The sequence below is a fragment of the Nisaea sp. genome (genome assembly GCF_965216895.1).
GTDB lineage: Bacteria > Pseudomonadota > Alphaproteobacteria > Thalassobaculales > Thalassobaculaceae > Nisaea.
In genome coordinates, this window is record NZ_OZ244205.1 from 4,421,246 (window position 1) to 4,443,824 (window position 22,579).

The window sequence follows — 22,579 nt, forward strand, 5'->3', positions numbered from 1 at the left end:
CCAGGAATGCGGGACGGCATCGCGTGCTCATGACCGCCGCGCGAAAAGAGCGACAGGCACCGCCGCTTGCCGTCCGCAGCGCCACCCTTCGGTTCGGCGGAGTGACAGCGCTGGATGACGTCTCGATCGAGGTGCGCGAGGACGAGCTTTTGGCGATCATCGGCCCCAATGGTGCAGGAAAGACATCGTTTCTGAACGTCACCGCCGGTTTTTACCGCCCCCAGCAGGGGTGCGTCGAACTCATCGGGCAGGACGTGACCGGCCTCCGCGTGGACCAGATCGCCCGCCGAGGCTTGGCACGCACCTTTCAGGGAACGCACCTCTTCGGGGGGCTGACCGTGGTCGAGAACATCCTGATTGGCCGCCACACCCTTATGCGTTCGAATGTAGTCCAGGCCTTTTTCCACTACGGGCCGGTGATGCGCGAGGAAACCGAACATCGCGAGGCTGTTGAGGAAATCGTGGACTTTCTTGAGATCGAGGCGATCCGAAACCGGCAGGTGGGCACGCTGGGCTACGGGTTGCGCAAGCGCGTCGATCTGGGCCGCGCCTTGGCGCAAGAGCCCTCTATCCTGCTTTTGGACGAGCCGATGGCCGGAATGAACTCCGAGGAGAAAGAAGATCTCGCGCGCTTCATCCTCGACGTGCGCGAGGCGCGGAAGATCCCGGTGGTGCTTGTGGAACACGACATGGGCGTCGTGATGGACCTGGCCGACCGGGTCGTGGTGCTGGATTTCGGCCGGGTGATCGCTGAAGGGACGCCGGCTGAAATCCAGAGGGATCCGGCCGTGATCAAAGCTTATCTGGGGTAGAATAGTGGAGCCCACAAGAGCAGCGAAGGTCTTCAGCGATCCTGCGGTGACGCAAAGCCAAACGCTGCCGCAGGTGTTGCTGGCGCGAGCCAAGGCCACGCCGGCTGCCTTGGCCCAGCGGCACAAGCGCCTCGGCATCTGGCGCGAGTTCACCTGGGCCGACGTGCTCCAGCGGGTCCGCGCCTTGGCGCTTGGCCTTGACGATCTGGGATTCGGCTCGGGCGACTCAATGATGGTAATCGGCGAGAACGAACCCGAACATTTCTGGGCCGAGTACGCCGCCCAATCATTGGGCGGGAAGGTGATCTCGGTCTACCCCGATCAATCCTCCGCCGAGATTCACTATCTGGCGCGGGATTCGGAGACGCGGATCTTCCTTGTGCAGGACCAGGAGCAGGTGGACAAGTGCCTCGAGATCGCCGGGGACCTCGAGGGCATCATCGCCATCGTCTACTGGGACGATGCCGGGCTGTGGACCTATGCGCACCCGCTCTTGCGCTCGTATCGGACGGTGAGCGATGCCGGAGCCCGCCGTCACGACCAGGACCCGAAGTTATTCGAAGCTCGTGTCGCGCGCGGTACACCCGGCGACATCGCGGTTCTGTCCTATACCTCGGGCACGACCAGCAAGCCGAAAGGCGTTATGATCTCGCAGCGCTATCTTTTCGACAACTCCGCCCGGGTGATGGGCGCGGTCGAAATCGCGCCGGGCACCGAGTACCTCACCTATATTTCCCCGGCTTGGGTTACCGAGCAGATCTTCGGGCTGTCGATCGGGCTACTTGCACCGATGGTGGTGAACTTCCCCGAGGGGCCGGAAGAGATACTCGACAACATCCGTGAGCTGGCCGTCGATGCGCTGGTCTTCAGCCCGCGTCAGTGGGAGAACCTTGCCTCGATTGTACAGGCGCGGATGCTGAGCGCGGGGCCAATTCGGCGGGCGCTCTACAACTGGGCGATGAGGGTGGGCCGCGACGTCTATGTCGAGCGGCTTGAAGGGCGTCGGCCTTCGCTTGCAGCGCGCCTGCAGCTGCCGCTGGCCGAGGTTCTGGTGCTTTGGCACCTGCGCGACAATCTGGGCCTGGGAAGGGCCAGGAACGCCATGTCTGGGGGGGCGCTCATGGCGCCCGACGTCTTCCGCATGTTCCACGCCATGGGCGTGAAGCTGCGCAACGTATACGGGGCAACGGAAGTCGGACTTCTCACAGCGCATATGGGCGAAAGCTATAAGCTGGAGACCAGCGGGCGCTGGATGCAGGTCAATCCTGTCTATGGCGATCCGCTCGAATTTCGCATCGCCGAGGACGGCGAGCTTCATGTGCGGGGTGGCTCGGGGTTCGGCGGCTATTTCCGCAAGCCCGACAAGACCGCTGAGGCCCAGACCAGGGACGGCTGGTATGCGACCGGCGACGCCGTCTCGATGACCGATGATGGAGAGCTCGTGTTCCTCGATCGGGTAAAGGACATGCGGCATCTCTGCAACGGTCACAGCTATCCGCCGCAGTTCATCGAGACTCGTCTGCGCTACAGCCCCTTCATCAAGGATCTGATGATCCTTGGAGACCAGACGCGCCCCTTTGTGGCGGCGTTGATCAATATCGATTTGGAGGTGCTGAGCCGCTGGGTTGAGGAGAACCAGCTCAGCTTCTCAACCTATACCGACCTGTCGCAGAAACCCGAGATCCTCGAACTGATCAGGGCGGAGGTGGAGCGCATCAACATGCTTCTGCCGGAAGGATCGCGGGTCCGGCGTTTCGCGAACTTCCCCAAGGAGCTCGACCCCGACGAGGGCGAACTGACCCGCAGCCGCAAGCTGCGCCGAGCCTTTCTGGAGGAGCGCTACGCCGATCTAGTGGAGGCGATCTACGGCGGGGATGACAGTGTCGATCTGGAAATCGCTGTCACCTATCAAGACGGCCGCCGGGGCGTTCTGAGGGTCCACGTCGCCGTCACCGATGTTGAGGACGCTCCGCACACCGCCCGGAAGCAACACGCCGCGTGAAGGAGTTCACGAAACGATGATCTACGTTATCAACGACATCATCACTGGCGCCCTGATCGGGCTGCTCTATGCTTTGGTCGCGATGGGGTTCGTGGTGATCTATCGCGCCAGCAAAGTGTTCAACTTCGCCCAGGGCGAACTGGTGATCCTGGGCGGCTTCATCGTGTGGTACACGACTTTCGAGCTGGGTCTCGACCTCTGGCTGGCGATCACTCTCTCACTGCTGCTTTCGGCGCTGGCAGGCTACCTGATCGAGCGGATCTTCCTGACCAAACTGATCGGAGAAAGTGTATTCTCCATGGTCATGGTCACCGTGGGGCTGCTGATATTGCTGCGTGGGATTGTGCTACTGCTTTTCGGACCCGCGGTGCGGCCCTTCCCGGTTATCTTCCCTCTGAAGCCGTTGTTCCTGGGAGAGATGCTGATTCCGATGAACCTCCTGATCGGCGGTCTCATCACCGTTGTCGCGGCGGTCGGGCTCTCCTGGTTTTTCAATCGGACCCGCGCCGGGCTGCGCATGACGGCGGTGGCCGAGGATCATGTGGTGGCATCGTCTATGGGGATCTCGGTCAAGGGCTCGATCGCCTTCGCCTGGGTCCTGGGCGCGGTTCTCTCCACGGTGGGTGCGATGATCTTCCTGAGCGGCAAGTCGCTTACCTTTCTCGCCTCTGAAATTGGCTTCGCCGCGCTTCCTGTTGCGCTGTTTGCCGGGCTCGAATCCATCGGCGGACTAATCCTTGCCGGCGTGATCGTGGGCGTGGCACAAAGCTTGGCCACCAACTATCTCGATCCGCTGGTCGGCGGTGCGCTCGGTACTGTCGTGCCCTACCTCATTATGCTGGGCATCCTGCTGGTCCGGCCAACCGGACTGTTCGGCTGGCGCACCATCGAGAGGGTCTGAGCGATGGATCCTTCCGGCATCTTCGCCACCAGCTACCGCGCCGACCGGCGGCTGGTCCGCACCCGCTGGCAAGCGCTCTCGCTCATCCTATTCATCGCGGTGCTGCTGGCGGCGCCCTATCTGGTGGGGCCGCGGATCGTCGCCATCCTCAACATCATGTACATCAGCGCGGTGGTTGCCGTTGGGCTTCAGATCTGCACCGGCTACGCCGGTCAGATCAACCTCGGCCAGGCGGCCTTCATGGGGGTTGGCGCCTATACGGCTGCGATTCTGGCCGAGAAGACCGGGCTAACCTTCCTTCTGACAATCCCCATCGCCGGTTTCGCAGCGGCTGTCTTCGGTTTCCTCTTCGGGCTGACGGCGGCGCGGATCAAGGGCTTCTACTTGGCGCTCACCACCATCGCGGCGCAGTTCATCTTCCATTTCGCGGTCCTCAATTTGCCCTCGTCCTGGCTTGGGGGATCGAACGGGGTGACCGTGCCGCCGGCCACGCTTTTCGGATTGCGGATCGTGAGCGAAGGCGCGCAGTACTACCTTATGCTGTTCGTCGCCGCGATCATGGTGGCCGGCGCCTTCGGAATTGTCCGCTCGCGCTTCGGGCGTGCCTTCGTGGCGGTCCGCGACGACGACGTGGCCGCCGGCATCATGGGCATCAATGTCGCCGCCACCAAGGCCAACGCCTTCCTGATCGGCGCATTCTACGCCGGGGTGGGCGGCGGGCTCTGGGCCTACCTGATCCGCTTCGTCGGCGTGGATCAGTTCACCCTGTTCAACTCGGTGTTCTTCATAGCGATGATCATCGTTGGCGGCATGGGCTCTATCGTCGGTGCGCTCATCGGCGTCTTCGTGATCCGCGTGATTCAGGAGATCATCGCAACCGTTGGGCCGAATATTGCAGAGAGCGTCACCTTCCTCGGGGGCGACATCGTCTTCGCGGGAATGAACGTGATCCTGGGAGGAGTCATCGCCCTCTTCATGATCCTCGAGCCCAAGGGACTGATGCATCGCTGGACCATCCTGAAATCGTCTTACCGCATCTGGCCGTTCCCCTATTGACCAGGGCCGGCCCTCAACTGGGAGGAAGAAAATGACAATGTCCTTGAAATCGATGTGCCGCACTCTTCTTGCGGCGGGCGCAATGGCGCTGGCCTCGGCACTGCCGCTGAAGGCGCAGGAGGAAACTCGCTACAACGTGGCTCTCCTGTCGGACTTCTCGGGGCCTTATGCCGACATCATGCCGATCCTCGCGGCGGGGCGCGAGAAGGTGATCGACTGGTGGAACGCCACCCGCGGCGCGCAACTGGGTGTGACGCTGAACTACAAGAACTACGAGACCCGCTATGACGCCGCCCAGGTGGCAAGCCTGTGGCCCGGCATCAAGTCCGAACTCGAGCCCATCGCGGTAATCGGCCTCGGCGGCCCCGACGTCGCAGCACTGTCCGAGCGCCTGCCCGAGGACAAGATCCCGATGTTCATGGCCACCGCCGCGTACGGCTATGCGTGGAAACCGGACTCCTGGATTTTCAATCCCCGTCCCACCTACTCACACGAGAGCGCGGGCTTCCTGTACTGGCTGCGCCAGAAGCGGGGCGGTGATGGCCCCATCAAGGCAGCGATTATGGCCTCGGAGGCCTCGCCGGCCTATGTGGACATGGCCAAGGGCCTGGAGAAATACGCCGAAGAGCACCCCGACGAGATCGAACTGGTTGAGGTGATCTACACGGAAGTGCAGCCGACCGATCTGACGGCGCAGATGCGCCGCGTGGCACGCTCGGGCGCCGACGCCCTGATCATCCAGACCAACACCTCGATCGTGGTTGCCGCGAAGCGCGGCCTGCAGGCCAATGGCGCCGATGTGCCGATCATGATGAGTTCGCACAATGGCCTTCCCGCCTCGGGCAAAGCCCTGGGCGGCCTCGAACAGCTTGAAGGCGACTACGAAGCCTACGGCATGGCCATCGCGGCCGACGAGGACACGCCGCCCCGCCAGTTCTACCAGACCCTGTCCGACAGTTACGGCCTGAAGGCACCTTGGAACGTAGTGACTGCCATGGGCATCTCCCAAGGGCTTTTTGCCGTTACGGTGATCGAACATGCGATAGAAGCCAACGGTCCTGAGGGCCTGACCGGCGAGAAGGTGCGCGAGGCGCTTTTCGCAGAACCGATCACTACAGAAGAAACCCACGGTTTCCTTCCCACGCTGTCCTTCACACCTGAGGCGCCCTTTCCCCTGAAGGGACTTCAGGTCAACGTCGGCAGCGTGCGCGACGGCAAAATCGTGGTCGAGGCCACCGGGGCCGCCATCCCCAACGTCGAGAAGTGGTGAGACCTGCCTGGCACCGCCGCTCGTGGTGCCCGGCCTTATCCTAAGAACGGGGCAGGCGGCCGATGCTGGAACTTCACAATGTAGAGGTTACCTATTCCGATGTCATCCTTGCGCTGAAGGGCGTTTCCCTCAGCCTTCGGGAAGGGCAGTGCGTCGCGCTCCTTGGCGGCAACGGCGCCGGCAAGAGCACGATCCTCAAGGCAATCTCGGGCACGCTGAAATCCGAAGACGGAAAGGTGTCGGCCGGAGCGATCACGCTCGAGGGCACTCCGATCCATAACCTGGAAGCTTCGGAGGTTGTGCGGCGCGGCCTCATCCACGTGATGGAAGGCCGCCGCGTGCTGCGCCACATGACCGCGGAGCAGAACCTGATTGTCGGGGGACACATGGTGCCTGACCGGGCCGAGCTGAAGCGACGGCTCGATCACGTCTACACGCTGATGCCGCGCCTCGCTGACCTGAAGTCCCGCACGGCGGGCTTCATGTCGGGCGGCGAACAGCAGCTCCTTCTGATCGGCCGCGCTATGATGGCCCGGCCTAAGATCATCGCCATCGATGAGCCTTCGCTCGGCCTCGCTCCGCTGATGATCCGCGACGTCTACGAGGTGCTGAGCCGGCTGAAGGAGGAGGGCACGACCGTCTTTTTGGTTGAGCAGAACAGCGCCGCGGGGCTGGGACTGGCCGACTACGCCTATGTGCTGGAGAACGGCCGGGTGGTTCTCGACGGGCGCGCCGACAAGCTGGCCCAGAACGAGGACGTGAAGGAATTCTACCTCGGCGTGACCGCCTCAGGCGAACGCAAGAGCTATCGCGACGTCAAGCACTACCGCCGGCGCAAGCGCTGGCTCGGATGATGAACAGGGGGAGGCATGAAACACATTCTCGACCTCAAGGGACGGACAGCGCTGGTGACCGGCGGTGGACAAGGCGTGGGGCGCCAGGTCGCCCTCTATCTGGCGCAGTACGGCGCCAGCGCCGTTGTGATCAACGATTTCCACGCCGACCGCGCCGAAGCGGTGGCATCCGAGGTAGCGGCGCTCGGTGCGAAGGCGCTGCCCCTGGCCTTCGACGTCTCCGATTTCGAGGCCGTCGGCGGCGCGTTCGCCAGGGCCCGTGAGGCGCTGGGCGGGGTCGACATCCTGGTGAACAACGCCGGCAATGCAGGCCCGACCTCGCGCCTCGACGATTTGGTTCCTTTCTGGGAATCCGGTCCCGACGAGTGGCGACGCTGGTTGGCCACCAACTTAGACGGCGTGCTCAACTGCACCCGCCACGCCATGCCCGGCATGATCAAGGGCGGCTACGGTCGGATTGTCACCGTGATCTCGGACGCCGGCCGCGTCGGCGAGCCGCACCTGGCTGTCTACTCCGGTGCCAAGGCCGGCGCTGCGGGCTTCATGCGCGCCATCGCCAAAGCCGGCGGCCGCTTCGGGATCACCGCCAACTGCGTTGCGCTCGGCGGCACACGGACCCCCGCGGTGACCGATCTGATCCCCGACGAGGCCGCTGAGAAAAAGATCCTTTCGCAATACCTGATCCGTCGCCTCGGTGAACCGGAGGATCCGGCGGGCCTGATCCTCTTCCTCTGCTCGGACGCAGCGAGCTGGATCACCGGCCAGACCTATCCGGTCAACGGGGGATACTCGTTTGCGGTCTGACCCAGGGAAGGCGGGTCACTATCCGCGCCCCCGCCCCAGAACGCCGTCGGTATCGCCCCCAAGCTCCGGAGCCGGGCTACTTGGGCTGCTCTCGAACCCGTCGAACTTCAGAGGCTGAACCAGATGCGTCTCGCTCCCCCCATCCGGCAGCGCCAGGGTCCGCAGCAGTCCGCGGGCGCGAACATGCGGATCGGCGAGGGTCTCGGTCAGGCTGTTGACCGGGCCCCAGGGCACGCCGGCCTTGTCGAACAGGAGGCCCCACGCGTCGCGCGCCCGGGTGACGATCACCGCGGCGATCTCCTCGCGCAGCGCGTCTTTTCGTGCTGTGCGGTCGCGGCCCTTCAGGCCGGCGAGCTTCGGCCTGCCGATCACCTCGCAGAAGGGGCGCCAGAACCAATCCTCATGCGCGATCGAAAGCGTTATGAGCTTGCCGTCGCCGCAGGTGAAGACGCCATAAGCCGGCTCGGCGATGAAGTTGCCCAGGGGAGTGCCGTTGGCCTCGGGTACCAGGAAGGCGGTGAGCATCGAAACCACGGCATCCGACATCGAAACGTCCACGTAGCGCCCCCGCCCCGTCCGCCGGGCCGAGATCGTGGCCGAGAGGACCGCGATGGCCGCGAACAGTGCCGCGCCTATATCGGCCAGGGGAACTCGCGGCACTTCGCCTGGCAGGCCCGCGTTGGCCTGCCCGGCCAGAAGCCCGCCCACGCCCTCGTAGCTCAGATCGTGGCCGGCCCGGTCGCGATAGGGCCCCTCCTGCCCGTATCCCGAGATCGACACGTAGACGAGGCGCGGATTGACCTTGCGCATCTCCTCGAACCCTGCCCCGAGAGCGGCGAGCTTGCCGGGGCGAAACCCCTCAACGATAACGTCCGTCTCCGCGGCCAATCCGCGGAACCGCCCCAGCTCTTGGGGTACCTTAAGGTCCAGGGCCACGCTCTTCTTGCCCCGGTTCAGCGCCTTGAACAGCGGCGTGAACTGCCGCGCCGGGTCGCCCATGCCCGGCCGCTCCACCATGATCACCTCGGCGCCCATGTCCGACAGCAGCATCGTGGCATAGGGCCCCGGAAACTGCTCGGCCAGACTCAGGATCCTCAGCCCTTCGAGCGGTGCGTTGCTCATCGCCGCCTCCCATCCTTGTTCCGCCCGCGTGCGGGCCCCTCATTCCACCGCGCGCGGCGCCGGAGATCAACCCCAAAAATCACCATTTTTGCAATGTCTTCAGGAGGTTATGTTGACTGAAGATCGAAAGACCGTGTCGGTCGAACGCGTTGGGCAAACCCAGTGGATCACCTTTCGGCGCAGCGAGCAGATGAACGCGATGTCGATGCAGATGGTCGACGAGATGGCCGGGGCGCTTGTCCAGGCGATGACCGACGACGAGGTGCGCGCGGTGGCGCTCACCGGTTCGGGCCGCGCCTTCTGCGCCGGAGCCGATCTCAAGGAGGTGGCCGTGGACGAGTTGAAACCGGGCGAGCCGGATCTGCTCGATCGCGTGGATCACGCTTTCGGACTCATCCGCAGCGGCCCCAAGCCGGTGATCGCCGCGGTTAACGGCCTGACCCTGGCGGGCGGCCTGGAAATGGTGATGGCCTGCGATCTGGTGTTCGCAGCCGAAAGCGCGAAGCTCGGCGACGCCCATTCCAACTTCGGCGTCTTCCCCGGAGCCGGCGGCGCCGCCATTCTGCCGCGCCGGATCGGGCTCAACCGCGCCAAGTACCTCTTGTTCTCGGGCGAACACGTCTCGGCCCGCGAGATGATGGACTGGGGGCTCGTGAACAAGGTCGTGCCCGATGACGAGCTACGCGACACGGTGCAGGCCTTCACCGATGAGCTTGCCGATAAGAGCCCCGCCGTGCTGCGGCGGATGAAGGCGGTGGCGAACCGGGCGATGAACGTGGACGAGCCCGCCGCCCTGGCCGAGGAAATGCTGAACCTGCGTGCGCACATGCGCTCGTGGGACATCCGGGAAGGGCTCGCGGCCTTTGTCGAGAAACGCAAACCGCAATTCAGGGGCTACTGAGCCCGGAAGGAAGTACGATGCAGGATATTTACGTGGTTGGCGTCGGGATGACGCCGTTCGGAAAGTTCCGCGACAAGTCGGTCAAGGACATGGCGCGCGAGGCCGTCAACGCCGCGCTCGAAGACGCCGGGCTCGCGGCCAACCGGATCGAGGGCGCCTTCTTCTCCAACGCCGTCCAAGGCCACATGGAAGGCCAGCACATGATCCGCGGCGAGATCGCGCTACGCGAGATGGGTATCCAGGGTATCCCGGTCGTCAACGTCGAGAATGCCTGTGCCAGCGCCTCGACCGCGTTCAAGCTGGCGATCGACTTCCTCAAGGCGGCCAATGGCGATTGCTGCCTCGCGGTCGGCGCCGAGAAGATGTATTCCGACGACCGGGCGCTGATGTTCTCGGCCTTCGACAGCGGCTGGGATGTTAGCAACGGCGAAGAGGTCGCGCAGCGCCTGGCCGATCTGGGCGCTGGGGTCGAAGAACCCGAAGGCTCGAAATCACCCAAGCCTTACAGCGTGTTCATGGATGTCTATGCCGGCTTCGCGCGGCTGCACATGAAGACCTTCGGCACAACCCAGGAACAATTCGCCGCCGTCGCCGCAAAGAACCATGCGCATTCCGCGCATAACCCGCTGGCCCAGTACCGTGATTCCATGAGCATTGAACAGGTTCTGGCCGCGCCGCCCATTTCCTACCCGCTGACCCTGCCGATGTGCGCCCCGATCTCCGATGGCGCGGCGGCAGCCCTGCTGTGCACCGGCGAGGGACTCAAGCGGCTGGGTCTCGATCCAGCGCGTGCGATCAAGGTCAAGGCGGCGATCTTGCGGTCCGGCACCGACCGTCCGCCCGAGGACTTCAAGAACCACCTGACCCGCCTTGCCGCGCTTCAGGCCTATGAACAGGCCGGACTTGGCCCGGAGGACATGTCCGTTGCCGAGGTGCATGACGCAACCGCCGTGGGCGAAGTTATCCAGATCGAGAACCTCGGGTTTGTCGAATTCGGAGAGGGCGGCCCGGCCAGCCTGCGCGGCGAGACGAAGATCGGCGGGCGCATCCCGGTGAACCCCTCGGGCGGGCTCGAATCCAAGGGCCACCCGGTCGGGGCCACCGGGATCGGGCAGATTTTCGAACTGGTCACGCAGCTGCGCGGGGAGGCCGGCGCGCGTCAGGTCGAGGGCGCGCAGAACGCAATCGCCGAAAACGGTGGCGGATTGCACGGAGTCGAGGAAGCCACCGCCTGCGTCACCATTCTGGGCCGCTAACACAGGTAGACAACAATGGAAAACGTGATCGCCGCCGCTCAGGCAATCTATACCGACGACCAGCGCATGTTGCTGGAGAACTTCCGCAAGATGGCCGAGGCCGAATTCGCCCCGCTGACGGAGAAATACGAAGCTCTGGGCCATCCGCCGGATGCGGACACGCTGAAAGGCTTGTTCGCCAAGGTCGAGGAGTTCGGACTGATCAGCGGCTTGATCCCCGAGGAAGATGGCGGCGCAGGCATGGACCGGATGAGCTACGGTATTCTGTATGAGGAACTGGCGCGCATCTGGCCCGACCTGGCGATCGCCGTTCTGATCCAGGGCCATGCCGCCTTCGCCCTCAGCCTTCTGGGCAGTCCCGAGCAGAAGGAGATCTATCTAAAGCCGCTTCTGCGCAGCGAGCGTATCGCCTGCACCTGCATCTCGGAGCCAGAGGTGGGCTCGAACGTACGCGAGGTGAAGTGTCGGGCCGCGCGCGAGGGCGAAAATATCTTCATCAGTGGTCAAAAGTTGTGGATCTCGAATGGTGCACAGTCGGATTTCGCCATCGTGGTCTGCAACCTGGACGGCGGTATATCGATGGTGATCGTCGACCGCGACACCGGCAAGTACGAAAGCCGCGAACTGCGCAAACTGGGCCTTGTGGGCGCCTCGACTTGCGAACTCTTCTTCGACCGCGCTGAAACCACTTCGGACCACGTGCTGGGCCAGCCCGGCGGCGGGCTCTTCCAAACACTGAAGTTGTTCGAGAGCGCGCGAGTCTTCGTGGGCCTCACCAGCATCGGGATCGGCCAGGCGGCTCTGGAATGCGCGGTGACCTATGCGAAGGACCGCCACCAGCACGGCAAGCCGATCGCCGGGCATCAGTTGATCCAGGGCTACCTGGCCGACATGGCCACCCAGCTCGACGCTGCTCGGCTTCTCTGCCAGCGCGGGTTGCAGCTTCTTGAGCTTGGCGTCCGCTGCGACACTCAGACCTCGATGGCAAAGTGGTACGCCACTGAGATGGCTGTCGAGATCACCGGCAAGGCGGTGCAAATCCACGGTGGTAACGGGATCACCAAGGAATTCCCGGTAGAACGGCACTTCCGCAATGCCAAGGTGATGCCGATCCCCGATGGCACCACGGAAATCCAGAAGCTAGTGATCGGACGCAACCTCACCGGCGTCGGTGCGTTCTGATCCGGTTAGGCGGGTCCTCATGAGAGTCTCTCCCCGTGGACGGCGAGAACGTCTATCCGGCCGAGATCGAGCGGGCGAGCGGGTGCTGCTGACGCATCCGCAGGTGATCGACGCCGCCTTGGTGAAGGTTGCGGACCTGCGCTGGGGCGAACGCCCGGTGGCCTTCGTGGCACGACACGTAGGCGGCCCCAATGCCGACGCGCTGATGCAGCTTTGCCGCGAGCATATGGCCAAGTATAAGCGGCCGCGCGAGATCCGCTTCATCGCTTCCGAAGACTTCCCGCGCTCGACCAGCGGCAAGATCCAGCGCCACGTCCTGGAAACCTGGATCGAGCGCGAGGCCAACTGAGGCCTGTCTCGACTGCGCCTATCCGCTGACCCCCGCCCGTCCGAACAGCGCCATCAGCGTACCGGTCATCGTGGCGACCAGCTTCTCCGTCCCGCCCTTCAGCGCATGGGCGCGCGCCTCACAGATGGTGAGGGTGCGACCGGGCTTGACCACCTCGGCCTGGAAGCGGAAGCGCTCGCCGTCGGCTGGGTTGAGGAGGTTGATTTTGAACTCCACGGTCAGCACCGCCGCTTCGGCCGGCATCAGCGAGAAGGCGGCGTAGCCGCAAGCGCTGTCGAGCGCTGTCGAGACGATGCCGGCGTGAACGAAGCCGTGCTGCTGGGTCAGCGCGTCGCTGTGCGCCATCTCCAGAACAATGCGCCCAGGCGACAGGTCGGCAATGATGATGCCCAGCGTGTGCATCACCTTTTGGCGTCCGAAACTGTCGCGCACGCGTGCGTCGAAATCGGGGTTCTTCGGCTCGAAACCGGGCATGGCCTGTCTGCTCCTCGTCGGGGATCGATGACCAGTCTTAGGCGGCTTTCGAGTCCCTGATCTTGGAAGAAACGGCCAGAGGGCCGCGCGCCGGCAAGGCGGCGGAGCACGCCCGGTGGGGCGCCGGCGAAGGCGCGGCAGGCGGCCGACATGTGCGACTGGTCGTAGTAGCCTGCATCGAGCGCCAGTTCGCTCAACGCCTGATCGCGCGCCGCAAGCCCGTCCAGCAGGGTCCGGAAACGCCGGATGACGGTGAGCCGCCGTCCCGACGTGCCGGTGGCCGCGCGGACGCGACGCCGCTCACTTCGCGCGCTGGCGGGGGCGGAGTGGCTGCCGGAGAAGGTCAGGTCGCAGGCGAGCTGGTCGAGTGCCGCCACAAGCCGCGCCCAGGCCTCACCGTTCCCCGCCATCGCCAGAAGGGCAAGGGTCAGCGCGTCCAGATTTCCTTCGGAGGGGAGAAGGTGGGGCGCGGCGTCGAGGCGCATTCCGGCGATCGCGCCCTTGAAGGGCGCGCGGCGCGGGCTGAAGGCGGGGCGGGGCGGTGCGAGGTCGAGGCGCGGGCGGGGGCCGTGATCGGCTCCGGCGCGCAGCGTCAGGGAAAGCGTAAAGAGATCGGTGGCGAAGCGGCCGGTGCCGGGACCCGACAAGAGGCCGCAATCGCAGTAGGCGAAGAAATGGTCGATCTGGGCGGGGGCCCCGGCCGGCGGCGCGAGCTCGAGATAAAGCGGCGCGGGCGCCGCCTTATCCGACGAAGGCATGCCTGTTCTCGGCCACAAAGTCGCGGAAGCGGCGCGCCGGGCGGCCGAGCACCTCGCTGACCGTGGTCTCAATGCCGGCGAGATGGCCCTTGGGTGCGAGCGAGGCCAACTCCACCATGGCGGCGGCGACGTCGGGGTGCATGCCGTTCGCGATCATGCTCGCCTTGGCCTGATTCGGCGGCAAGGAGGCGCATGTCACCGCGCGGCCTGTCGCCTCGCTGAGGAGCGAGGCGATCTCCTCGCCGGTCAACGCCTCTGCGCCCGTCAGGCCATAGGCCTTGCCAGCATGGCCCGCGCCAAGCAGCGCCTCGACCGCCACATCGGCGATGTCACGGGCGTCGACCCACGCCACCGGCCCACCCAGATCGTCACAATAGACACCATCGGAGACGATGTTTTCAGCCTGCCACAGAAGGTTTTGCATGAAATAGGTGGGCTGAACCAAGGTCCAGTCCATGCCGCTGTCCTTCAGCAGTTCCTGGCTTTCGGAATGCCACATGCCGAAGGTCAGCCGCGCCCTGGGCGAAGCACCGAGTCCGGTGGACATGACCACATGGCGCACGCCCGCCGCCGTGGCCGCGGCGATGGCATTGGCCTTCCAGCGGCGCATGTCCTGATGCGGCGGCGTCACGAGATAGGCTTTCTCCGCTCCTTGGCAGGCGCGTTCCAAAGCGTCGCGGTCGCCGAAATCCGCCACGGCGGCATCGCAGCCCTTCGCCACAAGCGCCGCGGTCTTCGCAGGCTGGCCGGTGACGGCACGCAGCTTCGCGCCCCTGGTGAGAAGCGCTTCCACCAGTGGCGCGCCGGTGGTGCCCGTGGCTCCGAAGACCGTGATCATGGCTTGTCCTTTCTCAGGGCCGCGATGGCCTCCATCGTTTCGGGATTGCTGATCGAGGAGAGGTCGCCCGGATCCTCGTCCAGGAAAGCGGCGCGCACGATCCGGCGCATCGTCTTCATGCTGCGGGTCTTGGGCAGCGCCTCGACGAAATGGATCTCGCTCGGGCGGAAGGGCTTCGAAACCACCTCGCCGACGCGGTCCTTGAGCTGCTCGACGAGCCTGTCATCGGGCGTCACACCGGGCACCGTGACGCAGATGCAAACCACCGTTGTACCCTTTATGGGGTCGGGCACGGATATCGCCGCTGCATCCAGAACTTTCCCGGTTTCGGTCAGCGCCGCCTCGATCTCCGGTGGCCCGATGCGCTTGCCGGCAATGTTCAGCGTGTCGTCGGAACGGCCGAGGATAAACCAGGTGCCGTCCGGGTCGCACCGCGCCCAGTCGCCATGACGCCAGAAGGCGGGAAACGTGGACCAGTAGGTGTCGAGATAGCGGTTCTTGTCGCCCCAGATCGTCGGCGTCAGCCCCATCGGCGGCCGGGTGACGACCAATTCGCCGACCTCGCCCGGCGCAGCCTCGCTGCCGTCCACGCGCAGCACCTTGGCGCCGACGCCCAGCGCCTGACCCGAAAAGCCACCCGGCTTCACCTCGTGCAGTACGGTCGAGGTAAGAATTGCGCCGAAGAGCTCGGTTCCACCCGAAATGTTGAGCGGTACCGCATGGTGCCGGCAGATATGCTCCAGGTGCCAAAGCCAGGCATCGTCGGTCCAGGGCTCTCCGGTCGAGGCGACGATACGCAGTGCGGAAAGATCGTACCCCCGCAGCAACGCGGGATCCTGCGTTGTGAGCTGCCGCACCAGCGTTGGTGCAACACCCATATGAGTTACTTTGTTCTCCGCGGCCAGCCGCAGTAGGCGGAAGGGATCGCCCGGCATCGAGGGCGCTCCTTCGGCGAGCACCAATGTGGCGCCCGCAAGCAGCACCGAAATCAGCGTGAGGGGTCCCATCACCCAACCCATGTCCGTCATCCACAGGTGGCGGTCGTCGCACTTCATGTCGAGACACAGCAGAAAATCGGCCGTGGCCTTGGCCTGTACGCCCAAATGCGTGTGAACCACTCCCTTGGGCTTGCCGGTGGTGCCCGAGGTGTAGGCGATGAGCAGCGGTGCGTCGGTCTCCACCGGATGCGCCGGCCGCGTCGCGTCGGCCGTACCGACGGTTTCCTGCCAGTCGAGATCGCGGGCCGGATCGGCCACTGGGCCGCCGAAGCGCCGCAGGCTGAACACGGTATGCACCGACGGCACCTCCGCCAGGGCCTCGGCCAAAGTGGCCTCCATCCAGACCGGCTTGCCCCGCCTGGGCGTCGCATCCGCAGTCAGCACGGCGACGGCACGGGCGTCGTTCAGGCGGGTGACGATGGCATGCGGCGCAAACCCGGAAAATAGCGGGACCGCCACGGCGCCCAGCCGCGCGATGCCCAGAAGCGCGGCCTCGATTTCGGGGATCATCGGCATGTAGATGCCGACGCCCTGGCTGGGCTTCACTCCACGCGCCGAGAGGGCAGAGGCAACGCGCGCGGCTTCCTCGGCAAGCCGGGAATAGCTCCATTGCTGGCGGCTGCCGTCTTCGCCCACCCAGTCGATCGCGGTCTTGTCGCCGAGCCCCTTCTCGATGTGCGCATCGAGACAGGTTTCGGTGAGGTTCAGTGCGCCGCCGATTCCCCAGCGGATGTTCTCCGGTCCGTCGCCGATCTCGCGCAGACGGTGGTACGGGCGGGCGAACCGAATGCGAGCGAGGTCGAGAACTTGCGTCCAGAACCAATCCGGGTCACTGTCTGCGCGTTCGACCAATTCCTCGTAATTCGCAACGCCACAACGGTCGATGAATGCCGCGAGCGTACTTGTTTCCCTGATGGTTTGGTCGGCCTCGAACATTACGGATCTTCTGATCTAAAAAAAATGGGCCGCCCTGAAGAGCGCCCAGTTGGGGAGGAAACCTTGTCATCGTTTGGACCCGGAAAGCACCGCGCGGCCTGTCAACCGTGCATCGACAGCCCGCCCGATACGGAAATGACCTGTCCGGTTATGAATCCGGCATCGTCCGAGGCGAGGAAACACACAATCCCGGGATAGTCCGTCGGCTGGGCGAGACGTTTCATGGGGATCGCCCGTTTAAGGCCTTCCGCAATCTTCTCTCCGGCTTCGCCCTTGGCGACTTCCGCGAACAGCGGGGTGTCTGTCGGACCGGGCGCGACCGCATTGAGTTGAATGCCCTTGCGGGCCAGTTCCCGCGCGACGGTCTTGGTAAAGGAAATGATGCCACCTTTGCACGCCGAATAGACCGCCTCGCCCGAAGAGCCGACGCGGCCCGCATCCGAACTGATGTTCACGATGCGGCCGGACCCATTCCTTACCATGCCCGGAAGAACAGCATGGTGCATATGAAGGGGACCGTAGAGGTTGATATCTATGATCTTCTTCCACAGATCAACATCGGTCTCGAGGAACGGCTTGATCTCATCCCACCCGGCATTGTTAACGAGAACGTCGATCGGCCCCCCGGCCTCGAACTCGGCCACTGCGGCGTCCACGGCCTTGCGGTCGGTGATGTCAACAGTATATGCACGCGCCTTGCCGCCTGCATCTTCGATCGTTCCGACGGTTTGCCGGCCGCCGTCTTCATTGAGGTCGAAAACCGCAACCTCGGCTCCTTCCTCGGCGAAGCGGATAGAGATCGCCCGCCCGATTCCGCTTCCACCACCCGTTACGATTACTCTCTTGCCTTTCAGTCCGCGCATTCCCTTTTCTCCTTTTGCCGGCCTCGCGGGCACCGTGGAATGATCGCGCATTCTAACGCTTGTTCGAATTACCTCAACTGATAAACTGATGTCCAGCGTCGAAAGAGAGATCCATGGAAGAAATCCTCCCCCATAGCCCCGGCGAGGAGCCGTACGGGAAGTCGGAGCAGACGCGTCGCGCGATCCTCCTGGCGGCGGCGCAGCTGTTTAGCAAGGAGGGATACAGCGCGACCACCATGCGGCGGATCGCCGAGGCGGCGAACCTGAAAGCCGGCAGCATCTATTACCATTTCAAGTCGAAGGATCAGATCCTGGACGAGGTCCTCGATATTGGGGTTAGGCAACTCTACGAGCAGATTCGCAGGACTGTTGAACGGGCGCGGGCGGAAGATGACCCATTCCGCAAAACGTTCGGGCAGCTTGTCGACACTCACCTTTGTTTCCTTCTGAAACAAAGTGATTTCACTTCGGCGAATATCAGGAACTTCCCGATGCTGTCGGACAAGCGCCGCAGAGCGCATCGACCCTTGCGAGAGGCCTACGGGCAGCTCTGGCGATCATTCTTGCAGCACCATCAGGACGCCGGCGATCTGCGTGGTGACATCTCGGTCACCCTGGTCAGCCAGTTCATCCTCGGGGCTATGAACTGGACAGCGGAATGGTACGACAGCGACCGTTATCCTGTCGGTCTGCTGTCGGAACGCTTGTCGAAACTGCTGCTCGACGGCATGTGCACCAAACGTGGCGGAACGGTCAGAAAATCGGTCGAACCTATTGACCTGGCAGAGGAACTCGAAGCAGCGGGGAAGGCCGAACGAACCCGCCATCAAATCCTCCGCACGGCCGCGCGAATCTTGCGAGAGAGCGGGTACAAGGCGGCAACAATGCGCCGGGTCGCATCGGAAGCAGGCCTTGAGGCAGGCAGCGTCTATTACCATTTCGGCTCAAAGGAGGAAATTCTCGACGAGGTGCTCGACCTGGGCCTGCGTGATCTCTTGAACGGCGTCAGCCATGCGACCGCCCTATGGCCGAACAAGGAAGATCATAGAAGCCGCATCGCGACGGCAATCGCGACGCACATGGCATATTTGTTCCGTGCCAGCGAGTTTACCTCCGCCAACATCCGCATCTATGGCATGTTGCCGGAAGGAATACGCTCGCGCCACCGGCCTGTTCGCCACCAATACGCGAAGATCTGGGATCAGCTGTTGCGCGAGGCGCAGACGGCGGGAGCCTTGCGCTCCGACATCAAGGTGGTTCCGCTACGGCAGGCCATGCTGGGCGCGCTGAATTGGACGGTCGAATGGTTCGATCCCGGCAAGGGCGACCAGCACGGATATTATACGCTTTCAGCTTTCACGGATCTGCTCATCGAGATGCTGCTGGACGGTGTTTCGGCCAACGGCTCAGCCCCGAAGATCACATAATCGGGGCGCGACGAGAAGCAGGCTTCAGACCATCAGAAAATGATACAACCCTTCGGCTACCGGCCGGGAGCGGTCATCCTGCCAACAGACCGCCCGCACGCTTGCCATGCGCTTGCCCTTGCGCTTCACGGTGGCCTCGGTGATGAGGGGCCCTTTGACCGCCGGGCGCAAGTAGTCAACCGTCAGATTGATCGGCTTGGGTAGCTGCAGATCGGGACCATGGCTTACGCTGATCGCGGCGACCGCCTCCATGAAGCTCGCGATGATTCCGCCATGGTAGTATTCCATGATCGGATTTCCGATCAGTCGTTCGGCGAACGGCATCGTCGCGGCCGCATGCGTTTCAGCAAGCTCGGTGATCGTGAAGTCGAGAAACTGAAAGAACGGTATTTTCCTGAGCTGATGAGTTGCAAGATCCGGTGTCATTTGGAGGACCTGCTTTGCGTCATCGCTTCGAAAATGCTGACCTCGCCCCGCGTGAGCGCAAAACTCGCGGCGCCACGGGCCACTTCGACCCGATCCGGCTCATCAAACCAGATAGTGCCCGAATTGAACGCGACATGCCGGGTCTGCCGAATGCATTCTGCGCGCACCATGACGTCGGCCCGCGATTTCGCCGGGCGCAGATAGTCGACGCGAAGGTCGAGTGTCGCCATGCTGCTGATCCCGTCGATGGCCACGAAATTGGCTAGTCCGAACACGCTGTCGAGGAGGGCCGTCAACACCCCGCCATGCAGCAGGGTTTTGTCCTCGTCGGCGCAGAAGGAGGGGTTGAACGGCATCCTGACCAGAACGCCATCGATCGCCACCTTTTCGATCTTCAGGTTCATCTCGGTAATCAGACCACGTCCGCGATGGTTCCACATCCTGGCGATCTGATGAAGTTTCGTCTGGTCTGAGCGGGTCATCTGCAGGGCCGATCTGTCAGTCGCCAAAGAACGCCGGTTTTCGTTTCTCGAGGAACGCGGCAAGAGCTTCGTGATGGTCCTTCGTCTGGTGCATCAGTGCCTGGTACGCGGCGGCGGTATTCAGGAAATCCGGCAGGTCCATGCGTTCGGCATTGCGCATCAGTCGCTTGGCGACGCGAACCGCGCGGGGCGGCTTGGCGGCAATCACCGCCGCACGCTCCCGCGCCCGCGCCATCAGATCGCCATGCGGCACCACCTCAAGCACCATTCCTAGTTCCAGCGCCTCCTCGGCCCCGACCATCCGCCCGGTGAACGTCAGTTCGGCCGCTTTCTGGTGACCGAGCCGCCGCAGGAGGAACCAGGTACCTGCGTCGCCAGGAATGATTCCGAGGTTCAAGAACACCTCGCCGAATTTCGCCTTCTCCGACGCGATGCGCATGTCACACATCATCGTCAGGTCGCAGCCCGCGCCCACGGCCGGGCCGTTGACAGCCGCGATCGTGGGGATGTCGAGTTTGTAGAGCGCGAGCGGTATCCGCTGAATGCCGGTGATGTAGCTGTCCGCCGCAGCCAGCGGATTCTTGCGGAACACGCTTTCGGGGTCCGACATTTCCTTGATGTCGCCGCCGGCGCAGAAGGCCGGGTCCGCGCCGGTCAGGATCATGACGCTCACGCCGGGATCGCGCTGAGCCCGGTCGAACGCGTCGAGCAGCCCCGCGATCATCTCGTTGCCGGTGACGGGATTGCGCCTGTCGGGGTCGTTGAGCGTCACCGTTGCGATGCGATCGGCAATCTCGAGCAGGACGACGGATTCACTCATTCTTTCCGTCCCCCCGCTGCCGCCCCTGGAACATGTCAGGATGGATCATGTCGCGGGCGTCGTGGCCCATGTGCAGGGTTTCTCCCCCGTCCACATACACATCCTCGCCGGTAATGAAAGAACCGAGCCTGGAGGCAAGAAAAACGATTGTCCCTGCGACGTCTTCCGCCACGCCCATGCGGCCAAGAACTGACCGGTTTAGCTCGTGCCATTTCTCCGGCGGTATCGGGTAGCGGCCGAGCGCCTCTGTCTTAATCGTACCGGGAGCGACGCAGTTCAGGCGGATGCCGTATTCACCCCATTCGGCGGCGAGCGTCTTCATCAAGCCTGTCACGCCTGCGCGCGCGGCAACGGTATGGGCGAAGCCTGTCAGTGCGGTGCGAGTCGAGATCGCGGTTACGAATACGATCGAGCCGCCGTTCTCGAACATGAAGTGGTCGGCGGCGGCGCGCGTCATCTGCCACGAGCCGATCAGATTGTTGCGGATAACCGCCTCGAACCCTTTGTTGGTGATGTCACGGGCGGCGGCGATATACTGGCCGCCGGCGTTGTTCACAAGCACGTCGAGCCGACCGTAGTGAGCTTTGATCTTCAGCATTGCCGCCTCGACGCTCTTCTCGTCGCGGGTGTCGCCCGGCACGACGAAGGGTTCGCCACCCATCGCTCGGATCATCTCGGCGGTTTCCTGAAGCGGCTCCTCGCGACGCGCGAAAAGCGCCAGTCTGGCCCCGCAGGAAGCCATTTCGAGCGCTGTGGCACGGCCCATGCCGGAGCCCGAGCCGGTCACGAGAGCCACCTGGCCTGCCATGAGATCCGGGGCGTAACGGCTCTGCACTTGTTTTTCTGCCATGTACCGGGCCTCAGTTCTTCAGAAGTTCGCCGGAGATGATGAGCTTGCGCACCTCCTGCGTGCCCGCGCCCACTTCGAGTACCCGGCCCGTCCGATAGAGGCGGTTGACCTCGGTGTCGCGCATGTAGCCCGATCCGCCGTGAATCTGCACCGCGCGATCCAGCACGAAGGAGGTCGCTGCCGCAGCCTTGAAGATAGCCGCGGCCGTCAGCTTGTGGATCTCGCCGCGCCCGCCTTCGCCTTCTTCCAGACCCTCGCACATGGCGGCGGTGCGCAGCGACAGGCTGCGCGCGGCCTCGATCGCGGTATACATCTCGGCCAGCATGGCCTGCACCATCTGGAAACTGGCGATCGGCTTGCCGAACTGCTGGCGCGTCTTGGCATAGTCGATCGATATCTCCAATGCCCGGCGTGCGATGCCGATGGCGTTGAAGCAGACAATGGCGCGTTCAAGGTCGAGCCCCGACATGGTCACCGCCACACCGCCGTCCAGCTTGCCCACCACGTTCCTCGCCGGTACGCGGCAATCCTCGAACACCAGCTCGCCCGTGGGCGAGCCGCGGAACCCCATCTTGTTGAGTTTCTGCGCTACCTTGAAGCCAGGCTTGTCGGTCTCGACGATGAAAGCCGAGATACCCTTGGCGCCCTTTTCGGGCGAGGTCTTGGCATAGACCAGCACGATATCGGCGATCGGGCCGTTGGTGATAAAGATCTTCGAGCCGTTGAGCACGAAGTGGTCGCCGTCCTTCCGGGCGGTCGTCCGCATCGAACCGAGCGCATCCGATCCCGCGCCCGGCTCCGTCAGGCCCAGCGCGCCGATCAGCGAGCCGTCGCAGAGGCCCGGCAGGTACTTCCGCCGCAGATCGTCATTGGCGTTACGGTAGATGTTGTTGACGCAAAGATTGTCGTGGGCCGCGTGGCTCAGCCCGATCGCCGCCGAGGCGCGCGACAATTCCTCGGTGATGATGCAGGCCGAGGTGAAATCGAGCCCCGCACCGCCGAATTCAGGCGCTACGTTGAGGCCCAGATAGCCCATCTCGCCCAGCTTGGGAAAGATGGAGGGCGACAGGTCGTCGGTGTCGTCCATTTCGGCGTTCAGGTGGTGAAACTCGGAAAAGAAGAACTTGCTGGCCTGATCGGCCAGCGCCTGCTGCTCTTCTGTCAGGTAATGGGTCGGCAGGTCGGGGATGTTGCGCAA

23 protein-coding genes are annotated in these 22,579 nt (G+C 63.8%); 12 read left to right on the top strand and 11 right to left on the bottom strand.

The annotated features are described in order from the left end of the window. Positions 1–29 precede the first annotated feature (29 nt). From ACOOE1_RS20945 to ACOOE1_RS20975, 7 genes are all read left to right on the top strand, one after another. Positions 30–812 carry an ABC transporter ATP-binding protein gene (locus ACOOE1_RS20945; protein WP_420406459.1) on the top strand — a complete coding sequence of 261 codons (783 nt, stop codon included), beginning with the start codon at positions 30–32 and terminating at the stop codon, positions 810–812. 46 nt (positions 813–858) lie between these two features. Beyond that, entirely contained in the window at positions 859–2,814 is a 1,956-nt protein-coding gene (locus tag ACOOE1_RS20950) for an AMP-dependent synthetase/ligase (RefSeq protein ID WP_420404141.1), read from the top strand. 16 nt (positions 2,815–2,830) lie between these two features. After that, complete coding sequence (locus ACOOE1_RS20955) at positions 2,831–3,715, top strand: branched-chain amino acid ABC transporter permease (RefSeq protein WP_420404142.1); 885 nt, start codon at positions 2,831–2,833, stop codon at positions 3,713–3,715. 3 nt (positions 3,716–3,718) lie between these two features. Next, positions 3,719–4,771 (top strand): branched-chain amino acid ABC transporter permease, encoded by a 1,053-nt coding sequence (locus ACOOE1_RS20960; protein WP_420404143.1) that lies wholly within the window; start codon positions 3,719–3,721, stop codon positions 4,769–4,771. A gap of 31 nt (positions 4,772–4,802) precedes the next feature. After that, complete coding sequence (locus ACOOE1_RS20965; RefSeq protein ID WP_420404144.1) at positions 4,803–6,041, top strand: ABC transporter substrate-binding protein; 1,239 nt, start codon at positions 4,803–4,805, stop codon at positions 6,039–6,041. Positions 6,042–6,103: 62 nt separating this feature from the next. Then, on the top strand, positions 6,104–6,895 hold the full coding sequence (locus ACOOE1_RS20970) for an ABC transporter ATP-binding protein (RefSeq protein ID WP_420404145.1): 792 nt from the start codon (positions 6,104–6,106) through the stop codon (positions 6,893–6,895). Positions 6,896–6,910: 15 nt separating this feature from the next. Next, the gene (locus ACOOE1_RS20975) at positions 6,911–7,699 is read left to right on the top strand and encodes an SDR family NAD(P)-dependent oxidoreductase (protein WP_420404146.1); all 789 of its coding nucleotides are present in this window, start codon (positions 6,911–6,913) and stop codon (positions 7,697–7,699) included. An 18-nt stretch (positions 7,700–7,717) separates the two neighbouring features. Here ACOOE1_RS20975 and ACOOE1_RS20980 read toward each other — a convergent pair whose 3' ends face one another. Continuing rightward, positions 7,718–8,821, bottom strand: coding sequence for a CaiB/BaiF CoA transferase family protein (locus tag ACOOE1_RS20980; protein WP_420404147.1), 1,104 nt, complete (start codon positions 8,819–8,821; stop codon positions 7,718–7,720). A gap of 133 nt (positions 8,822–8,954) precedes the next feature. Between ACOOE1_RS20980 and ACOOE1_RS20985 the strand changes: the two genes are divergently transcribed. Genes ACOOE1_RS20985 through ACOOE1_RS21000 form a run of 4 tightly spaced genes read left to right on the top strand, consistent with a single transcriptional unit; the run spans position 8,955 to position 12,509 of the window. Continuing rightward, positions 8,955–9,722: an enoyl-CoA hydratase/isomerase family protein gene (locus ACOOE1_RS20985; RefSeq protein ID WP_420404148.1), complete on the top strand. Its 768-nt coding sequence runs from the start codon at positions 8,955–8,957 to the stop codon at positions 9,720–9,722. Between the two features lie 17 nt (positions 9,723–9,739). Beyond that, the gene (locus ACOOE1_RS20990) at positions 9,740–10,978 is read left to right on the top strand and encodes a thiolase family protein (protein WP_420404149.1); all 1,239 of its coding nucleotides are present in this window, start codon (positions 9,740–9,742) and stop codon (positions 10,976–10,978) included. A gap of 15 nt (positions 10,979–10,993) precedes the next feature. After that, on the top strand, positions 10,994–12,160 hold the full coding sequence (locus ACOOE1_RS20995) for an acyl-CoA dehydrogenase family protein (protein ID WP_420404150.1): 1,167 nt from the start codon (positions 10,994–10,996) through the stop codon (positions 12,158–12,160). 19 nt (positions 12,161–12,179) lie between these two features. Beyond that, positions 12,180–12,509: an AMP-binding enzyme gene (locus tag ACOOE1_RS21000; protein ID WP_420404151.1), complete on the top strand. Its 330-nt coding sequence runs from the start codon at positions 12,180–12,182 to the stop codon at positions 12,507–12,509. 18 nt (positions 12,510–12,527) lie between these two features. Here ACOOE1_RS21000 and ACOOE1_RS21005 read toward each other — a convergent pair whose 3' ends face one another. The 5 genes from ACOOE1_RS21005 to ACOOE1_RS21025 form a co-directional block, all read right to left on the bottom strand. Next, positions 12,528–12,983 carry a PaaI family thioesterase gene (locus ACOOE1_RS21005; RefSeq protein ID WP_420404152.1) on the bottom strand — a complete coding sequence of 152 codons (456 nt, stop codon included), beginning with the start codon at positions 12,981–12,983 and terminating at the stop codon, positions 12,528–12,530. Beyond that, on the bottom strand, positions 12,911–13,741 hold the full coding sequence (locus tag ACOOE1_RS21010; RefSeq protein ID WP_420404153.1) for a helix-turn-helix domain-containing protein: 831 nt from the start codon (positions 13,739–13,741) through the stop codon (positions 12,911–12,913). The genes ACOOE1_RS21005 and ACOOE1_RS21010 overlap by 73 nt, the downstream gene beginning before the upstream one ends. Beyond that, positions 13,725–14,579, bottom strand: a complete 855-nt coding sequence (locus ACOOE1_RS21015; RefSeq protein ID WP_420404154.1) for an NAD(P)H-binding protein — start codon at positions 14,577–14,579, stop codon at positions 13,725–13,727. Before ACOOE1_RS21015 ends, ACOOE1_RS21010 begins: the two co-directional genes overlap by 17 nt. After that, complete coding sequence (locus ACOOE1_RS21020) at positions 14,576–16,513, bottom strand: AMP-binding protein (protein WP_420404155.1); 1,938 nt, start codon at positions 16,511–16,513, stop codon at positions 14,576–14,578. Before ACOOE1_RS21020 ends, ACOOE1_RS21015 begins: the two co-directional genes overlap by 4 nt. A gap of 101 nt (positions 16,514–16,614) precedes the next feature. Next, positions 16,615–17,376, bottom strand: coding sequence for a glucose 1-dehydrogenase (locus ACOOE1_RS21025; protein ID WP_420404156.1), 762 nt, complete (start codon positions 17,374–17,376; stop codon positions 16,615–16,617). Positions 17,377–17,489: 113 nt separating this feature from the next. Between ACOOE1_RS21025 and ACOOE1_RS21030 the strand changes: the two genes are divergently transcribed. Next, complete coding sequence (locus ACOOE1_RS21030) at positions 17,490–18,803, top strand: TetR/AcrR family transcriptional regulator (RefSeq protein ID WP_420404157.1); 1,314 nt, start codon at positions 17,490–17,492, stop codon at positions 18,801–18,803. A gap of 24 nt (positions 18,804–18,827) precedes the next feature. Here ACOOE1_RS21030 and ACOOE1_RS21035 read toward each other — a convergent pair whose 3' ends face one another. From ACOOE1_RS21035 to ACOOE1_RS21055, 5 genes are all read right to left on the bottom strand, one after another. Continuing rightward, positions 18,828–19,229, bottom strand: coding sequence for a PaaI family thioesterase (locus tag ACOOE1_RS21035; protein ID WP_420404158.1), 402 nt, complete (start codon positions 19,227–19,229; stop codon positions 18,828–18,830). Then, positions 19,226–19,711 (bottom strand): PaaI family thioesterase, encoded by a 486-nt coding sequence (locus ACOOE1_RS21040; RefSeq protein ID WP_420404159.1) that lies wholly within the window; start codon positions 19,709–19,711, stop codon positions 19,226–19,228. The genes ACOOE1_RS21035 and ACOOE1_RS21040 overlap by 4 nt, the downstream gene beginning before the upstream one ends. A gap of 16 nt (positions 19,712–19,727) precedes the next feature. Then, positions 19,728–20,531, bottom strand: coding sequence for an enoyl-CoA hydratase-related protein (locus ACOOE1_RS21045; RefSeq protein ID WP_420404160.1), 804 nt, complete (start codon positions 20,529–20,531; stop codon positions 19,728–19,730). Then, positions 20,524–21,318, bottom strand: a complete 795-nt coding sequence (locus ACOOE1_RS21050; protein ID WP_420404161.1) for an SDR family NAD(P)-dependent oxidoreductase — start codon at positions 21,316–21,318, stop codon at positions 20,524–20,526. Before ACOOE1_RS21050 ends, ACOOE1_RS21045 begins: the two co-directional genes overlap by 8 nt. Positions 21,319–21,391: 73 nt before the next feature. Further along, the gene (locus tag ACOOE1_RS21055; protein ID WP_420404162.1) at positions 21,392–22,579 is read right to left on the bottom strand and encodes an acyl-CoA dehydrogenase family protein; all 1,188 of its coding nucleotides are present in this window, start codon (positions 22,577–22,579) and stop codon (positions 21,392–21,394) included.

Bases quoted from the DNA above. Each gene is read 5' to 3' on its own strand.
- ACOOE1_RS20945 (WP_420406459.1), top strand. From the start codon at position 30: ATGACCGCCGCGCGAAAAGAGCGACAGGCACCGCCGCTTGCCGTCCGC.
- ACOOE1_RS20955 (WP_420404142.1), top strand. From the start codon at position 2,831: ATGATCTACGTTATCAACGACATCATCACTGGCGCCCTGATCGGGCTG.
- ACOOE1_RS20960 (WP_420404143.1), top strand. From the start codon at position 3,719: ATGGATCCTTCCGGCATCTTCGCCACCAGCTACCGCGCCGACCGGCGG.
- ACOOE1_RS20965 (WP_420404144.1), top strand. From the start codon at position 4,803: ATGACAATGTCCTTGAAATCGATGTGCCGCACTCTTCTTGCGGCGGGC.
- ACOOE1_RS20970 (WP_420404145.1), top strand. From the start codon at position 6,104: ATGCTGGAACTTCACAATGTAGAGGTTACCTATTCCGATGTCATCCTT.
- ACOOE1_RS20975 (WP_420404146.1), top strand. From the start codon at position 6,911: ATGAAACACATTCTCGACCTCAAGGGACGGACAGCGCTGGTGACCGGC.
- ACOOE1_RS20980 (WP_420404147.1), bottom strand. From the start codon at position 8,821: ATGAGCAACGCACCGCTCGAAGGGCTGAGGATCCTGAGTCTGGCCGAG.
- ACOOE1_RS20990 (WP_420404149.1), top strand. From the start codon at position 9,740: ATGCAGGATATTTACGTGGTTGGCGTCGGGATGACGCCGTTCGGAAAG.
- ACOOE1_RS20995 (WP_420404150.1), top strand. From the start codon at position 10,994: ATGGAAAACGTGATCGCCGCCGCTCAGGCAATCTATACCGACGACCAG.
- ACOOE1_RS21000 (WP_420404151.1), top strand. From the start codon at position 12,180: ATGAGAGTCTCTCCCCGTGGACGGCGAGAACGTCTATCCGGCCGAGAT.
- ACOOE1_RS21005 (WP_420404152.1), bottom strand. From the start codon at position 12,983: ATGCCCGGTTTCGAGCCGAAGAACCCCGATTTCGACGCACGCGTGCGC.
- ACOOE1_RS21010 (WP_420404153.1), bottom strand. From the start codon at position 13,741: ATGCCTTCGTCGGATAAGGCGGCGCCCGCGCCGCTTTATCTCGAGCTC.
- ACOOE1_RS21015 (WP_420404154.1), bottom strand. From the start codon at position 14,579: ATGATCACGGTCTTCGGAGCCACGGGCACCACCGGCGCGCCACTGGTG.
- ACOOE1_RS21020 (WP_420404155.1), bottom strand. From the start codon at position 16,513: ATGTTCGAGGCCGACCAAACCATCAGGGAAACAAGTACGCTCGCGGCA.
- ACOOE1_RS21025 (WP_420404156.1), bottom strand. From the start codon at position 17,376: ATGCGCGGACTGAAAGGCAAGAGAGTAATCGTAACGGGTGGTGGAAGC.
- ACOOE1_RS21030 (WP_420404157.1), top strand. From the start codon at position 17,490: ATGGAAGAAATCCTCCCCCATAGCCCCGGCGAGGAGCCGTACGGGAAG.
- ACOOE1_RS21035 (WP_420404158.1), bottom strand. From the start codon at position 19,229: ATGACACCGGATCTTGCAACTCATCAGCTCAGGAAAATACCGTTCTTT.
- ACOOE1_RS21040 (WP_420404159.1), bottom strand. From the start codon at position 19,711: ATGACCCGCTCAGACCAGACGAAACTTCATCAGATCGCCAGGATGTGG.
- ACOOE1_RS21045 (WP_420404160.1), bottom strand. From the start codon at position 20,531: ATGAGTGAATCCGTCGTCCTGCTCGAGATTGCCGATCGCATCGCAACG.